This is a genomic window from Pseudarthrobacter sp. MEB009 (genome assembly GCF_030208875.1).
In the GTDB taxonomy this organism is placed as follows: domain Bacteria; phylum Actinomycetota; class Actinomycetes; order Actinomycetales; family Micrococcaceae; genus Arthrobacter.
In genome coordinates this window covers 80,487-94,692 of the sequence record NZ_JARVTC010000002.1, presented here as the reverse complement: position 1 = coordinate 94,692, position 14,206 = coordinate 80,487, and the positions used below count along the sequence as shown (strand labels likewise).

The following is a 14,206-nucleotide window of genomic DNA, read 5'->3' as shown; positions in this document are numbered from 1 at the left end:
CGTGAAGAACCTGCACGAGCACCACTACGCCCTCGCGGTCCAATGGACGGGCAACCTGGGGACCGGAACATCCGGGTACCGCGATTATTCGCGGGACCACAACGTGCTGATCCCCGGGCTGCCCGTCCTCAAGGGTTCGGCCGACCCCACGTTCCACGGGGACCGGGAGCGCTTCAATCCCGAGCAGCTGCTGCTGGCTGCCCTGGCGCAGTGCCACATGCTGTCCTTCCTGCATGTGGCGGTGCAGCACGGCGTGACGGTGCTGGATTACCGCGATGAGGCCACCGGGATGATGCGGCTGAACCGGGACGGCAGCGGCCAGTTCGAGTCCGTGACGCTGAACCCTCAGGTCACCGTGGCCGACGCCGGGCAGGCCGGGCTGGCGGAAACGCTGCACCATGAAGCCAATAAGGTGTGTTTCATCGCCCGGAGCGTCAACTTTCCGGTGCAGCACCGGCCGGTGACGCTGGTGGCCTAGGGGCCGTTCGTGAGGGCGCCGACCAGGCGGGCCTCGGTGGCGGGGCTGAGCCCCGCTTTCCGGGGCCGGTCCAGACCGCGGTGCCGCTCGTCCAGCAGCGTGTCTTCGACGGTCTCCTGCAAGGGCCGCAGCGTCAGGCCGGCCGCCTTCGCCGCGGTGTTGCTGCGTGCCATAAAACCGTCGTTTCCTGGCGGGAGCCACAGCGGCAGGGAGTCCGGTCCGGCCCAGTACGCCACGCCTTCCGCGGCCAGGAACTCCACGTCAGCTTCCACAGTTCCGCCGCGGTGGCCGGCCGCCGCACGGGACGCCTCGATGTAGCTGCCGAAGGGGACGGCGTCCCCAATGGCATTGAGGGTTCCGGTGGTCCCCTGCTCCGCAGCCTGCAGGAGCCAGGCCGCCAGGTCCCGCGCGTCGATGATCTGGGTGGGGTGGGCGGCGATGGCCGGGACCAGGACGGGGCTGCCGCCCCGGGCGAACCTGCCCGGCCAGTAGCCGTACCGGTCAGTGCTGTCGCCCGGGCCACTGATCAGCCCGGCCCGGCACAGGTGGGCCCGGCCTTCCGTGGCTGCCAGGGTGGCTGCCTCGATGGCTGCCTTCGCCGCACCGTAGGTTTCCGGTGTGGCCTCCGCACCGGCAGGCAGGGACGGCAGCAGCGCGGCGTCCTCCGCCGCACCCGGGACCGAGTTGTCGGCGTAGACGGAGCTGGTGGAGACGAAGGTCCAGTGTGCAGTCCGGCCGGCAAGGGCGGCCAGCGCGCCTTTCGCCAGGGCCGGGTCCCGGGCCACCTCGATGACGGCATCCCAGTCCTGCCGGGCGGCCGCGGCGTAGACTTCCGCTCCCAGTGAACGGTCCGTTTTAAGCCAGGTGGCGCCGTCGGGCGGGATCCGCGTGGTTCCGCGGGCCAGGCACGTGACACGGTGCCCCAGGGCCACCCCCTGGCGGACGATTTCTGCGGACAGGAAGGCGGTACCACCCAGGACAAGAATGCGCATTGGTCCACCGTACGGCGCTACTGTTGAAAGGGAACAGACCCCCCCACCCCAAGGAGTATTTCCCGCTTATGGCCAGCATCACGTCCATCCTTCCCAACGCAGCCGCAGCGCCCGACGGCATCAGCTTCACGGGAATCGTTATCAGCATCGGGATCGGGATCGCCTTTTGGCTGATCGCCACGTTTGCGATTGCCCGTATCACCAAGCGGGTGGCGGCCGGCAGCAACTTCTTCAAAAAACGCACCTTTAAGTGGGTGGCCCCCGCGCTGCGTGCCCTGGACCACGAACGCCGGGTCCAGCGCGCGGAAACCATCGGTTCCCTGCTGAACAGCATTGTGGGAGTCCTGGTGGTGGTGATCACCAGCATGTACGTGCTGCAGAACCTGGACATCAACATCGCGCCGCTGCTGACCAGCGTGGGCATCCTGGGTGTGGCCATCGGCTTCGGCGCCCAGCAGTTGATCCGCGACTTCCTTGCCGGGATCTTCATCACCATCGAGGACCAGTACGGCATCGGAGACGTGATCGAGACCAGCGAAGTTGTGGGCGTTGTGGAGTCCATGGGCCTGCGGATCACCCGGGTCCGGTCCGACGACGGCGCCATCTGGTACCTCCGCAACGGCGAGATCCTCCGGGTGGGTAACAGGTCCCAGGGCCGGTACGTGGCCCCCGTGCAGGAACCCGCCGCGGGCCTGATGGCTCCGGCCGAGTACGCCGAACCACGCAAAACCGAACAGAAAGCCGGCGAATAGCATGAGTCTCCCCCTGGAGCCGCAGCGGCCCCTGATGCAGAACGATCCGTTCAGCAAGCCCGGGTACACGGACAATTTTTACGACGCCGTGGGCGGCCACGGGACGTTCGTGAAACTGATCGACGTTTTCTACGACGGCGTCGCCACAGATCCGCTGCTCCGGCCCATGTATCCGGAGGAGGACCTGGCGCCGGCGAAGCGCCGCTTCCTGATGTTCCTGGAGCAGTACTGGGGTGGCCCCACCACGTACGGCGAGGAACGCGGCCACCCGCGCCTGCGGATGCGGCACATGCCGTTCCAGGTCACGCCCGAAGCCAAGGACCGTTGGCTCTTCCACATGCGCACTGCCGTGGACGCCCTGGCCCTTCCGCCGTTGTACGAGGGCACGTTGTGGGACTACATGGAGCGCGCGGCGCTGTCCATGGTCAACAGTCCCTCATCCTGACCGGGCGGCCGGGCCGGTAGCCTGCTGAGGCGCGCGGGGCCGGGGCCCGGTTCAGGCGCGGTTGCCGGCTTCGGCCGGGGCCGCTGTTCAGCCGAGGCCGCTGCCTGTACGGGCCAGGACGTGGCCGCGGTCGCCGGAGAGCCGGAACCAGCGGCCGGCCCGGAACAGGGCCTGCTCCCCGGTTCCGAGGAAACCCAGGGTCAGGGCGGCGAAGGCAGCCCCGGCCGGCAGCCCGCTGCCGTCCAGGTCACGCCCCCACACGGCTGCGCGGGCGTTGCTGACGATCAAGGCGCCTGGTTTGTCGGGGACGATGCCCGCTACTTCGGTGATGCCGGCTTCGGCCGCAGCACGCAGGTCGGCGTCGCTGATGCTGCCAATGCGTTCCCACCCGCCGCGGGGCGCACTGACTCCGGTCCACGATTCGGTGACCGTGGACGGCGGAACCGGCAGGTCGACGTCGTGCTCCCCCGCCCGCGCCAGCCGGTCCAGGACCGCGCTGATCGGCACCGTGACGTCCGTGCCGGACGGCTGGGCCAGCGCCATGGTGCGCAGGCCCAGGATGGTGGGCGTCGATTCGCCCAGAGCGCGGGGCCGCAGCACACAGACGTAGGCGGCCAGGACGGTGCCGGCGGCCTGCAGCCGGATGGCGCCGTCATCAATGGCCTTGGCGCGGGTGGCGAAGGTCTTCAGGTCCGCGAGATCCCGCGGGTCGGCGAAGCGGAAGGATGACGTAAGCAGATCAGACACACCAAGAACACTACCGGCTGCCGTCCGGTTGAGCCGCTTCGGGGCGCCGTCTAGAGTCGAACCATGACTGAAGCCGAAGCCGGACTGCTGGCGCCACCCAGCGGCGACCCCACCTCATCGCTGATCACCCTTCTGGACCTTGGCCATCTGGAGGGCGCACGGACGGATGAGGATATTTTCCTGGGGCCCTCGCAGCAGCAGCCCCATCAGCGGGTGTTTGGCGGCCAGGTCCTGGCGCAGTCGCTTGTCGCCTCCATCCGGACTGTGGCGGACGGCCGGGCCGTCCATTCCATGCACGGCTACTTCCTGCGGCCCGGCGATGCGAACAAACCCATCACCTTTGGCGTGCAGCGGCTCCGGGACGGCCGGTCCTTCTCCGCACGGCGGGTCCACGCCTACCAGGACGGGGTGCCCATCCTGTCGATGATCGCGTCGTTCCAGGTGGAGGACGAAGGAGTGGAGCACGCATCCGCCATGCCCGAAGGCATCCCGGACCCGGAGTCCCTGCCCAGCACCGCGGACCTGCTGGGCGGTTTTGATCATCCCGTGGCCCGGCACTGGGCCTACGAGCGGCCGTTCGACATCCGCCACGTGGACCCGCCGCTGTACGTGTCGGCGAAGGGTGAGCGTGCGGCCACGAATGCTGTCTGGATGAAGACGTTCGGGCCCATGCCGGACGATCCCAACCTGCACCGGGCCGCCCTGGCCTACGCCAGCGACTACACCCTGCTTGAGTCCATCCTGCGGCGCCACGGGCTGAGCTGGATCACACCCGGCATGAACGTGGCCAGCCTGGACCACGCCATGTGGTGGCACCGGCCCGCCCGCGTTGATGAATGGCTGCTCTACGTCCAGGAGTCACCCAGCGCGCACGGTGCGCGCGGCCTGGCCACGGGGAAGATCTTCAACCGGGCCGGGGAACATGTTGCGTCCGTGGCCCAGGAAGGCATGGTCCGGGTTCCGGCCGAAGCCGCCCGGCCCGGTCAATAGCGCGCGTCCCGGTTTAACGCCGAAGGACGGCACCCCTTCCGGGGGCCGTCCTTCGGTGGTTCAGCGGTGCTGTCTGCCGCGGGCTGATCAGTCGCGGGTCAGGCGGCGGTGGGTCACCCGGTGCGGCTTGGCCGCGTCAGGTCCCAGCCGCTCCACTTTGTTCTCCTCGTAGGACTCGAAGTTGCCCTCGAACCAGTACCACTTGGAGGGGTTCTCTTCGTCACCTTCGTAGGCCAGGATGTGGGTGGCCACCCGGTCCAGGAACCAGCGGTCGTGCGATACCACCACGGCGCAGCCGGGGAATTCGAGCAGCGCGTTTTCGAGGCTGCTGAGGGTTTCGACGTCGAGGTCGTTGGTGGGCTCATCGAGGAGGAGCAGGTTTCCGCCCTGCTTGAGCGTCAGTGCCAGGTTCAGCCGGTTGCGCTCACCGCCGGAGAGGACGCCGGCCTTCTTCTGCTGGTCCGGGCCCTTGAAACCGAAAGCGGCGACGTAGGCGCGGGACGGCATTTCGACGTGGCCCACCTGGATGTAGTCGAGTCCGTCGGAGACGACTTCCCACAGGGTTTTGTTGGGGTCGATGCCGCCGCGGCTCTGGTCAGCGTAGGAGATCTTGACCGAGTCGCCGATCTTCAGTTCGCCGCCGTCGAGCGGTTCCAGCCCGACGATGGTTTTGAACAGTGTGGACTTGCCCACCCCGTTGGGGCCGATGACACCCACAATGCCGTTGCGGGGCAGCGTGAAGGACAGCCCATCGATCAGGACGCGGTCATCGAAGCCCTTCTGGAGGTTCTTGGCCTCCAGGACCAGGCCACCCAGGCGCGGGCCCGGCGGGATCTGGATTTCCTCGAAGTCGAGTTTGCGGGTCCGGTCAGCCTCGGCTGCCATCTCCTCGTAGCGTGCCAGGCGGGCTTTGGACTTGGTCTGGCGGCCCTTGGCGTTGGAGCGGACCCACTCGAGTTCCTCGGTGAGGCGCTTGGCCTGCTTGGCGTCCTTTTTGCCCTGGACTTCCAGGCGGGCGCGCTTCTTCTCCAGGTACGTGGAGTAGTTGCCTTCGTACGGGTACAGGTGGCCGCGGTCCACTTCGGCGATCCACTGGGCCACGTGGTCCAGGAAGTACCGGTCGTGGGTTACGGCCAGGACTGCGCCGGCGTAGGACGAAAGGTGCTGTTCGAGCCAGAGCACGCTCTCGGCGTCGAGGTGGTTGGTGGGCTCGTCGAGGAGGAGCAGGTCCGGCTTTTGCAGGAGGAGCTTGCAGAGGGCCACGCGACGGCGCTCACCACCGGAGAGGGTGGTGACGTCCGCATCGGCAGGCGGGCAGCGGAGCGCATCCATGGCCTGCTCCAGCTGGGAGTCGAGGTCCCACGCGTCGGCGGCGTCGATGGCTTCCTGCAGCTGGCCCATCTCTTCGAGGAGGACATCGTAGTCAGCGTCGGGGCTGGCCATCTCTTCGGAGATTTCGTTGAAGCGTTGGATTTTGCCGTAGATCTCGCCGACGCCTTCCTGGACATTGCCCAGGACAGTCTTTTCCTCATTGAGCGGCGGTTCCTGCAGCAGGATCCCCACGGTGTAGCCGGCGCTGAGCCGGGCCTCGCCGTTGGAGGGGGTGTCCAGTCCGGCCATGATTTTCAGGATGGTGGACTTACCGGCACCGTTCGGGCCCACGACACCGATCTTGGCGCCAGGGAAGAAAGACATGCTTACGTCGTCGAGAATGAGTTTTTCGCCAACAGCCTTGCGGGCCTTGGTCATTGTGTAGATAAATTCCGCCATGCTTCCAAATCTACTGGGTTGGCGGGCATAACTTCCATTTACGGCCGGGATCAGGACCCGGCGAAGCACTTCCCGCTGGCCAGTACCGGCAGGACGGTAACGGTGACGGCGCCCTCGCGGACCTGGCCGATGATGCAATCCGTGCCCTGCAGGACGGCGGCTTCGATGGAGTCGGCTGCCAGACCCGTGGGGGTCCGGCTCTGGGACACCTCCAGGACCCCCGGGGCGACGCCGGATCCGGTCAAGGCGTCCGTGACCTGCTCGGTGGCCGGCTTGGGTGCCGCGGCTGCCAGTCTCACCAGGGCGTCCGTGACTGACTGCTTTACGGCATCGGTTGCGGCTGCTGCCTGCGCGGAACCGGACGGGGACGCGGCTGGTGTGCCGGCCTGTGGCGACTGCGCCGAAGCGGACTGCGATGAGGTTGGCGCTTCCGGGGAACCTGTTTGCGGGGAACCGGTTTGCGCCGCTTCCGCGAGGGAACTGTCGATCGGCGGGGTGCCAACGGTGGCGCCGCCGGCACAGCCCGAAAGCACCGCGGCAACTACAGCGAGGGTGACGGCTGTCCGGGTCCGGCCTGGCTTGTTGGCCGTTTCCGAACGTGGGTCTCGTCCGTGGACTCCGGTGTGGTTGGTCTGCCGGAGGGAAGGATTGAGCCGCATTCTGACATTCTGCCACGGCAGCGCTGCCGGCCCTGGCGGGTCCCAGGTCAGGGGCGGTTGTCGACGAGTTCCCCCGTCTGCAGATCGAGGCTGGAGAGGCCGCCGTCGGTGTCCTCAATGAGCACCGACGGATCTGCGGCGTTGGTGGCCCCATCCCTATCCGCAGGGCCCGGCGGGTCCGACTCGTCGTCCGGCGGTGCCTGCTCCATCAGGGACAGAACGGGCCTGCCGGAGTTTTTGCTGAAGTTCGCCGTACCGTGCCTCAGATCCTGGCCGATGGCCTCGGCATCGATTTCGACTGCGTAATAGGTGCGTCCTTCGTATTCCCAGTCGCGGATCTTCAGTTTGCCGACGACGATCACAGGCTGGCCCTTCCGTAGGCTGCACGCGACGTTTCCCGCCATCTGCCGGTAGGCCTGGACCTCATACCAGTTGGTTTGGCTGTCCACCCAGGTTTGGCTGGGCTCGTCGAACCTGCGGACGCTCGAGGCCATGCGGAACGTGGCGGTGGCGAATCCACCGGTTGTGGTGGAACTTTTGACGTCCGTGGCCACATAGCCCCGGACGGTGATGGAATCGATCATGGTCCTGTCCTGTCTCATTTGGTGGTGCCTGGTGCAGACAACACCAGCATCGCGGCGGAGCCCCGGCAGGGCGATGCCATGAGCCGCCTATGTGGACAACCAGCGTTGCTGGCCCGGTGTGGAGGACAAGTCGGGCCGTGGAACGGGGCCGCTGCAACCCGCCCCTCGGCAATGTAAACTTTTTCAGGCGCCGGAAGTTTCATCCGAACGCCAACGCCCCAGTAGCTCAGGGGATAGAGCAGCGGCCTTCTAATCCGCCGGTCGGGGGTTCGATTCCCTCCTGGGGCACACACGAAGCGGCCGGGCCTGCACAAGCGCAGGTCCGGGCCGCTTCGAACCCGGGGCGGTTGCTGCGAATGGCGCACTGCGCTTCTGTTCGAGCACTTGGTGTCGAGGACCTGCTCGCCGGCTTACGCGAGGCTGTCCGCCGCCGCCGAGCCGGGGGCTACGGACCAGTCGCCGTCCGAAATGATGCGGACGTAACCAGGAGTGGTCAGCCTGACCGTTTGGGAGAACCTGCCTTCGGTGTCCACCGGAAGTTCGGACATATCATCAGCTCCAAAGCCTTCGACCAGGAAGCGGCCATCGCCGTGGTGGGTGACTGTGGCCTCGTTGGACTCTGTCCCGAAATACAGGACGGTGTCGCCGTGGCCTTCGACGGGCCCGTCAACGGCGGAAACTTCCGACAAATCCCTTACCGTCAGGGCCCACGAACCCGTGGCGGTGACCTCGAACTCATCGGTTGTTGAGCCTGCGAATATATCCACCAGGTGCTCGCCAAAATACGGACCCTGCGTATCCACCAGCACTCCGTCCAGGCCGTTGGTTCTTACAACGGTGGCGCCCGTGCAGTCATTGCATTGGAACGACACCAGAGCCGGTAAACCATCCAGGTCCAGCGTCTGGACGCTGTCATCGCCGGTTCCGGTGACTGTCTGGGTGGCCACCGCAGTGAAGCGTCCCAGCGGGCCCTGGGTGGGCACTGCAAGGCTTCCCCTGGGCGCAGTTTCGGTATCTTTGACCCCTGTTGGGTGGGATCCGGCAAGATTGAGGCCGCCCAGCGCCACAGCAACTGTGACAGCCGCCAGGGCCACAGCGTTCAGGGCGCAGAGAACACCCGTCAAAATGAACGCCAGCACCTTGTTGTTCTGATAGCCCATCAGAGTTTTACCGGTGGCGTCGGTTTGTTTGTTGGCCAGCACCAGCACGATGTCCACCAGCGTCCAGATTCCCAGTCCGCCCAACGTCAGCAACTTCGCAATGCCAGTTCCGGTTCTGCCGAGATAAAAACGGTCAACGCCAAAGCCGCCCAGGAACAGGGCAAAAAGCCAGGTAGCGACGAAGGACTTCCTGCCGCCGTCCCGCTCGTGGACTTGCACGGGATGCGGGCCCAAAGCCCCATACCCCTGTTGGTGTAACTGGCTCAAAGACAGTCCCCTCCGGCGCCGCCGCCTACCCCCAATAAACCCGGCGTGGAAAACCACACTGACTGGATAATAACGCCACGAGCGCGATTCGCTCTGCCTACCGAACGGTAAACGGCACCAAGCGCTCGGCGCAGGACACACGTCCGAGGGTCGGGACACCGGCTGCCGCACGGTTGTTTACCCCGGTGTCGTCGCACCAATCCACATTATGCGGATAAGCGGACACAAGCGCCTCACCAGCCGCGACTCCGGCAGGAACCTCAAAACGATAGGTAAAACTGCCCGCATCCGCCATGGGTGCCGTGTCCTTCAGGACCTCAACGCCGGCCGCGTCGGTGACACTGACAGCCACGCGGGCATTATCGCCATAGCGCGGATCGCAGCCGGCGTCCAGGGCCGCCACAACGACGGTCTCCCCCGCCGAGGCCATGGAAGGTGTCACCGTATACTCAGGCGGCATGCATGGGGGCGGCTTGCCCCAGGTGTTGCTGCAACCGGCGGATCCACCCATCAGGACCACGCCGATGGCCGCCAGAACCACTGATTTGTTGCGGCTGGGCAAGCACCGCTGCAATATGCACCCCATCGGGCAAGTATGTGTCGCCTTCACAGGAAAAAGAGGCCACGCTGCAGGTTTGTGCCCGGATTGTTGCGCGATCCAACCCCTGCTAGGCCTGCAGCAGATGCGGAGCCTCAACCAGCGAGCGCACCACGCTCCCGGCCGCGCCGAGCAGCGCGCCCGGATCCCCCACGGCGGTAACGGTGAGCTGGCCGGGGGTGAACTTGCCCGGCGCGTACTTTTCCAGGCTGGCCAGGAGCGGTGCGCGCAGCCACTGGTCGAGGACCGCGAAATGCCCACCCAGCACCACGGAACCAACGTTCACCACCCGCGCGGTGGATGCGAGCGCCACACCGAGGGCCCGGCCTGCCCGGTCCACGGCGGCCCGGGCGCCAGGGTCGCCCGAGTCAAGAGCTGACAACAGGGCTGCGAGCGCGGCTGACCGTGTTACCGGCAGGCCAGCCATTCCGGCCGCAGCAAAGATGGCGTCCTGGCCCGCCACCGTCTCCAGGCAGCCGGTTCCCCCGCAGGAGCACCGGGTGCCGCCGGGGTCCACCACCACGTGGCCCACCTCGCCGGCATGGCCCGCCGGCCCGGTGAACAACTCGGCGCCGATCACCAGTCCGCCACCCACGCCCACCTCGCCCGAAACAAACAGGAAGTCAGCATCGCCGGCAGGTCGGCGCGCAATCTCCGCCAGGGCAGCGGCATTGGCTTCGTTGAACAGCGCCACGCCCAGCGGCGACCCCGGCAGCAGCGCAGCAAGGTCCAGCGGCACGCCTTCCCAGCCCAGGTTGGGGGCGGCCAGCACCATGGACCGTGCCGGATCCACAAGCCCAGGCACCGCCAGCCCGCCGCCCACGATCTGGATGCCCCGCCCGGTTGCTTCAACACGGAGGCTTGCCGCGAGCGCGGCCAGGGCAGCCACCACGGGACCCGGCTCGCTGTCCCTGTTATCCCGCTCCCTTACCTCGCGCAGCAGCAAGGTTCCGGACAGGTCCGTCACCCCGGCCGCGATGTAGTCCACGTTGATTTCCATCCCCATGACGGCCCGGGCGGGATTAAGTTCAAGTCCGACGCCGGGCCGGCCGCGTTCGCCCTGCGGGTTCAGTCCGGTTTCGCGGACCAGGCCGGCGTCCAGGAGCGCAACCACGAGACTGGAAACCGACGCCTTGGTCAACCCGGTGGTAGCGGCCACGTGGGCGCGGGTGAGGTGGACGCCGGCAGGCTGCCGGGCAATCCTGCCCATCACCAGGGCCAGGTTGCTCCTGCGGACGTCGCCCATGTTGCCTGGCACGGCAAGGGCGGCGGCCTGCGCAGGCATCGCCATCGGGTCCCCCTCTCGGAAAAATTCCTGGCCGGCAATCTGCCGGAACTGTTGACCCAACCCTACGTCGGCTCATATAGTTCAGGCAATGAACTAATCGTCGCGCACCGCGGCCCGACTGCAAGGATGCATCATGGCTCTCTCCCCCACTCCCGATGACAAGTTCACTTTCGGCCTCTGGACCGTCGGCTGGACCGGCGCCGATCCCTTCGGTGTGGCCACCCGCGATGCACTGGACCCCGTGGAGGCGGTGCACCGCCTCAGCGACCTGGGCGCCTACGGCATCACGTTCCACGACAACGACCTGGTTCCCTTCGACGCCACAGCATCGGAGAAGGACCTGATCCTCAAGAACTTCAAGGCAGCCCTGGCCGAGACGGGCCTGAAGGTGCCCATGGTCACTACCAACCTGTTCAGCCACCCCGTCTTCAAGGACGGCGGTTTCACCTCCAACGACCGCTCCATCCGCCGGTTCGCGCTCAGCAAGGTACTGCGCAACATCGACTCCGCAGCAGAGTTCGGCGCCGAGACCTTCGTGATGTGGGGCGGCCGCGAGGGCAGCGAATACGACGGTTCCAAGGACCTCTCAGCAGCCCTGGACCGAATGAAGGAAGGCGTGGACACGGCCGCCGCCTACATCAAGGACAAGGGCTACAACCTCCGCATCGCCCTGGAACCGAAGCCCAACGAACCACGCGGCGACATCTTCCTGCCCACCGTGGGCCACGGCCTGGCGTTCATCGCCCAGCTGGAGCACGGCGACATTGTGGGCCTGAACCCGGAGACCGGCCACGAACAGATGGCCGGCCTGAACTTCACGCACGGCATCGCGCAGGCGCTGTGGGCGGGCAAGCTCTTCCACATCGACCTCAACGGCCAGCGCGGCATCAAGTACGACCAGGACCTGGTGTTTGGCCACGGCGACCTGACCAGCGCCTTCTTCACCGTTGACCTGCTGGAGAACGGCTTTCCCAACGGCGGCGCCACATACGACGGCCCCCGCCACTTCGACTACAAACCCTCCCGCACCGACGGCTACGACGGTGTCTGGGAGTCCGCAAAGGCAAACATGGCCACCTACCTGCTGCTCAAGGAACGCGCCCTGGCGTTCCGCGCGGACCCGCAGGTCCAGGAAGCCCTGGCGACGTCCGGTGTCTTTGAACTCGGCGAGTCCACCCTCGCCGTCGGCGAAACCACGGCGGACCTGCTGGCAGACACCACGGCATTCGAGTCCTTCGACGCCGACCAGGCCGCCGAGCGCTCGTTCGCGTTTGTCCGCCTCAACCAGCTGGCCATCGAGCACCTGCTCAACGCCCGCTGACCCGCCGCGCACTCCGCGCCACCTGGCACCCAACAATGCGCCGCCGTCGGGCTTTCCAACAACATGGAAAGCCAGACGGCGGCGTACGCACCTAAGGAATCCCATGGCCCTCGTTGCCGGCATCGACAGTTCCACCCAGTCCTGCAAGGTAGTGATCCGCGACGCGGGCACCGGCGCGCTGGTCCGCCAGGGCCGGGCCACCCATCCTGACGGCTCCGAGGTGCATCCGGACCGCTGGTGGGACGCACTTCAGGAAGCCATCGGCCAGGCCGGCGGGCTCGACGATGTGGCGGCGCTTTCGGTGGGCGGCCAGCAACACGGCATGGTGGTCCTGGACAGGGGCGGGAACGTCATCCGCCCGGCCCTGCTCTGGAATGACACCCGCAGTGCCCCTGCCGCCGCGGAACTCATCAAAAACGCGGGCGACGGCGATCCCGCCTCGGGTGCCAGCTACTGGGCCGGGGCAACGGGCACCGTCCCGGTCGCCTCCCTGACGCTGACCAAGCTCCACTGGCTGGCGGCCAACGAACCGGAGAACGCCGCAAAAGTGGCCGCCGTGTGCCTGCCGCACGACTGGCTGAGCTGGCGGCTTGCCGGCCACGGCCCCGTGGAGCACGGCGAAGCCAACCTGGGAGCACTCACCACCGACCGGTCCGATGCGTCCGGGACCGGCTACTACTCCACTGCCACTGACTCATACCTGCCCGACGTCATTAGAGCGTCCCTGGGCCACGTCCCGATCCTGCCCAAGGTTGTGGGCCCGCTCGAGGCCGCAGCAACAACTCCGGCCGGTGCCCTGATCGGCCCGGGCGCTGGAGACAACGCCGCGGCCGCGCTGGGTGTTGGCGCCACTGTGGGCGACGTGGTGCTCTCCCTGGGCACGTCCGGAACCGTCTTCGCCGTCTCCGCCACGCCGGCTGCCGACGCCACCGGCCTGGTGGCCGGCTTTGCCGACGCCACCGGGAACTACCTGCCCCTGGCCTGCACCCTCAACGCCACCCGCATCTTCGACGCCACCGCCGCGCTGCTGGACGTCAGCCTCGGGGAACTCAACGGCCTTGCCCTGTCGGCCGGCTCCGGCGCCGGCGGGCTGACCCTGGTTCCTTACTTCGATGGCGAGCGCACCCCCAACCTGCCGGACGCCACCGGCTCCCTCCACGGCATCACCCGCGCCAACTACTCACCGGCCAACCTGGCGCGCGCCGCCGTCGAAGGCGTGGTGGCGTCCCTGGCCGATGGCCTCGCAGCACTTCAAGCCCAGGGCGTGCAGGCTGCCCGGATCATCCTGGTGGGCGGCGGGGCGCAATCCACAGCCGTCCGGGAGGCCGCATCCGCCCTGATCGGATTGCCCACCCTGGTGCCCCGTCCCGGCGAATACGTTGCCGACGGCGCCGCCCGGCAGGCCGCCGCCGTCCTCACCGGACAGTTCCCCACCTGGGAACTCGACGCCGAGGAGCCGCAGCCCGCCAGCCCTGCCCCTGAGGTCCTGGCCCGCTACCGCAGCTACGCGGCCCTGCACTTCCCGGCGTAGGCGGTCGTCGGATCGGGGCAACGGCGGCAATGCCCGCGGCCCGGTCTGGCATACTTCGGATCATGCCCGCCCGCGATCAGCAGCCTGCCACCCCTGAGACCAGCATCAATTCCCCGGAACGCCTCCAATTCGAGGCTTTCCTCAATGAGCACCGGCTGGCCCTCAACGCGTGCCTCGACGGGCTGACGGAAGAACAGGCCCGGCGCCGGCTGGTCGCCTCCCGGACCACACTGCTGGGGCTTGTCAAGCACGTGACGTTTGTTGAGCGGGTCTGGTTCGATGAGGCCATCACGGCGCGCCCCAGAATGGAGATCGGCATCCCGGACTCGCCTGACGAATCGTTCATCCTTGCCCCGGAGGACTCCATCGCCTCCGTCCGGGAACTGCACCGGCAAGCCTGCGCCGCGTCCGCCGAGGCCACCGCAGCCCTGGACCTCACGGACCTGCTGCCCGGCAACCGCCGCGGACCACTCCCCCTCCGCTGGGTGTACCTGCACATGATCCGCGAACTGGCCCGGCACTGCGGCCACGCGGACATCCTGCGCGAACAGATCCTCGCTGCGGACACCAACCCCCCATCCTGACAACGCAGTCCGGCCCGCCCCGCCGAAGCGGAACGGGCCG

At 67.3% G+C, this 14,206-nt stretch carries 15 protein-coding genes and 1 tRNA gene; 8 read left to right on the top strand and 8 right to left on the bottom strand.

Translation table 11 applies throughout. From position 1 onward, the window contains the following. Position 1 precedes the first annotated feature (1 nt). Positions 2–478 (top strand): OsmC family protein, encoded by a 477-nt coding sequence (locus QRN07_RS00610; RefSeq protein WP_197273532.1) that lies wholly within the window; start codon positions 2–4, stop codon positions 476–478. On the opposite strand, the gene QRN07_RS00605 is transcribed toward QRN07_RS00610, so the two are convergent. Further along, positions 475–1,470 carry an NAD-dependent epimerase/dehydratase family protein gene (locus tag QRN07_RS00605; RefSeq protein WP_285240119.1) on the bottom strand — a complete coding sequence of 332 codons (996 nt, stop codon included), beginning with the start codon at positions 1,468–1,470 and terminating at the stop codon, positions 475–477. The genes QRN07_RS00610 and QRN07_RS00605 overlap by 4 nt on opposite strands. Positions 1,471–1,538: 68 nt before the next feature. Between QRN07_RS00605 and QRN07_RS00600 the strand changes: the two genes are divergently transcribed. Together QRN07_RS00600 and QRN07_RS00595 are read left to right on the top strand one after the other, a co-directional pair. Continuing rightward, the gene (locus tag QRN07_RS00600; RefSeq protein WP_285240118.1) at positions 1,539–2,222 is read left to right on the top strand and encodes a mechanosensitive ion channel family protein; all 684 of its coding nucleotides are present in this window, start codon (positions 1,539–1,541) and stop codon (positions 2,220–2,222) included. A 1-nt stretch (position 2,223) separates the two neighbouring features. Beyond that, on the top strand, positions 2,224–2,667 hold the full coding sequence (locus QRN07_RS00595; protein ID WP_050684735.1) for a globin: 444 nt from the start codon (positions 2,224–2,226) through the stop codon (positions 2,665–2,667). A gap of 87 nt (positions 2,668–2,754) precedes the next feature. Here the strand turns inward: QRN07_RS00595 and QRN07_RS00590 are convergent, their stop codons facing one another. After that, positions 2,755–3,414 (bottom strand): DUF8185 domain-containing protein, encoded by a 660-nt coding sequence (locus QRN07_RS00590; RefSeq protein ID WP_285240117.1) that lies wholly within the window; start codon positions 3,412–3,414, stop codon positions 2,755–2,757. 63 nt (positions 3,415–3,477) lie between these two features. On the opposite strand from QRN07_RS00590, the gene QRN07_RS00585 reads away from it, so the two are divergent. Further along, complete coding sequence (locus QRN07_RS00585; protein WP_056597794.1) at positions 3,478–4,404, top strand: acyl-CoA thioesterase; 927 nt, start codon at positions 3,478–3,480, stop codon at positions 4,402–4,404. 87 nt (positions 4,405–4,491) lie between these two features. Here QRN07_RS00585 and ettA read toward each other — a convergent pair whose 3' ends face one another. From ettA to ssb, 3 genes are read right to left on the bottom strand one after another with little or no spacing between them, the layout of a single operon-like run. Then, a complete protein-coding gene (ettA, locus tag QRN07_RS00580) occupies positions 4,492–6,174 on the bottom strand; it encodes an energy-dependent translational throttle protein EttA (RefSeq protein WP_050684738.1) in 1,683 nt (560 codons plus the stop codon). A 50-nt stretch (positions 6,175–6,224) separates the two neighbouring features. Next, entirely contained in the window at positions 6,225–6,833 is a 609-nt protein-coding gene (locus tag QRN07_RS00575; protein ID WP_285240116.1) for a DUF6993 domain-containing protein, read from the bottom strand. A gap of 47 nt (positions 6,834–6,880) precedes the next feature. Beyond that, complete coding sequence (gene ssb, locus QRN07_RS00570; protein WP_235504678.1) at positions 6,881–7,435, bottom strand: single-stranded DNA-binding protein; 555 nt, start codon at positions 7,433–7,435, stop codon at positions 6,881–6,883. A 197-nt stretch (positions 7,436–7,632) separates the two neighbouring features. On the opposite strand from ssb, the gene QRN07_RS00565 reads away from it, so the two are divergent. Beyond that, positions 7,633–7,705 (top strand) — tRNA-Arg (locus QRN07_RS00565). Positions 7,706–7,827: 122 nt separating this feature from the next. Here QRN07_RS00565 and QRN07_RS00560 read toward each other — a convergent pair. The 3 genes from QRN07_RS00560 to QRN07_RS00550 form a co-directional block, all read right to left on the bottom strand. After that, positions 7,828–8,796, bottom strand: a complete 969-nt coding sequence (locus tag QRN07_RS00560) for a TM2 domain-containing protein (RefSeq protein WP_285240115.1) — start codon at positions 8,794–8,796, stop codon at positions 7,828–7,830. Between the two features lie 145 nt (positions 8,797–8,941). Beyond that, a complete protein-coding gene (locus QRN07_RS00555; RefSeq protein WP_231686017.1) occupies positions 8,942–9,406 on the bottom strand; it encodes a hypothetical protein in 465 nt (154 codons plus the stop codon). Between the two features lie 106 nt (positions 9,407–9,512). Next, positions 9,513–10,733 (bottom strand): ROK family protein, encoded by a 1,221-nt coding sequence (locus QRN07_RS00550; protein WP_056597698.1) that lies wholly within the window; start codon positions 10,731–10,733, stop codon positions 9,513–9,515. A 130-nt stretch (positions 10,734–10,863) separates the two neighbouring features. On the opposite strand from QRN07_RS00550, the gene xylA reads away from it, so the two are divergent. From xylA to QRN07_RS00535, 3 genes are all read left to right on the top strand, one after another. After that, entirely contained in the window at positions 10,864–12,051 is a 1,188-nt protein-coding gene (gene xylA / locus QRN07_RS00545) for a xylose isomerase (protein WP_056597696.1), read from the top strand. Positions 12,052–12,154: 103 nt separating this feature from the next. Next, positions 12,155–13,582: a xylulokinase gene (locus QRN07_RS00540; protein WP_056597694.1), complete on the top strand. Its 1,428-nt coding sequence runs from the start codon at positions 12,155–12,157 to the stop codon at positions 13,580–13,582. Positions 13,583–13,644: 62 nt separating this feature from the next. Further along, positions 13,645–14,166, top strand: coding sequence for a DinB family protein (locus QRN07_RS00535; RefSeq protein ID WP_056597692.1), 522 nt, complete (start codon positions 13,645–13,647; stop codon positions 14,164–14,166). The last annotated feature ends 40 nt before the right edge of the window (positions 14,167–14,206 follow it).

Coding starts and splice junctions, on each gene's coding strand:
- QRN07_RS00605 (WP_285240119.1), bottom strand. CDS start 1,470: ATGCGCATTCTTGTCCTGGGTGGTACCGCCTTCCTGTCCGCAGAAATC.
- QRN07_RS00600 (WP_285240118.1), top strand. CDS start 1,539: ATGGCCAGCATCACGTCCATCCTTCCCAACGCAGCCGCAGCGCCCGAC.
- QRN07_RS00595 (WP_050684735.1), top strand. CDS start 2,224: ATGAGTCTCCCCCTGGAGCCGCAGCGGCCCCTGATGCAGAACGATCCG.
- QRN07_RS00585 (WP_056597794.1), top strand. CDS start 3,478: ATGACTGAAGCCGAAGCCGGACTGCTGGCGCCACCCAGCGGCGACCCC.
- ettA (WP_050684738.1), bottom strand. CDS start 6,174: ATGGCGGAATTTATCTACACAATGACCAAGGCCCGCAAGGCTGTTGGC.
- QRN07_RS00575 (WP_285240116.1), bottom strand. CDS start 6,833: ATGCGGCTCAATCCTTCCCTCCGGCAGACCAACCACACCGGAGTCCAC.
- ssb (WP_235504678.1), bottom strand. CDS start 7,435: ATGAGACAGGACAGGACCATGATCGATTCCATCACCGTCCGGGGCTAT.
- QRN07_RS00550 (WP_056597698.1), bottom strand. CDS start 10,733: ATGGCGATGCCTGCGCAGGCCGCCGCCCTTGCCGTGCCAGGCAACATG.
- xylA (WP_056597696.1), top strand. CDS start 10,864: ATGGCTCTCTCCCCCACTCCCGATGACAAGTTCACTTTCGGCCTCTGG.
- QRN07_RS00540 (WP_056597694.1), top strand. CDS start 12,155: ATGGCCCTCGTTGCCGGCATCGACAGTTCCACCCAGTCCTGCAAGGTA.
- QRN07_RS00535 (WP_056597692.1), top strand. CDS start 13,645: ATGCCCGCCCGCGATCAGCAGCCTGCCACCCCTGAGACCAGCATCAAT.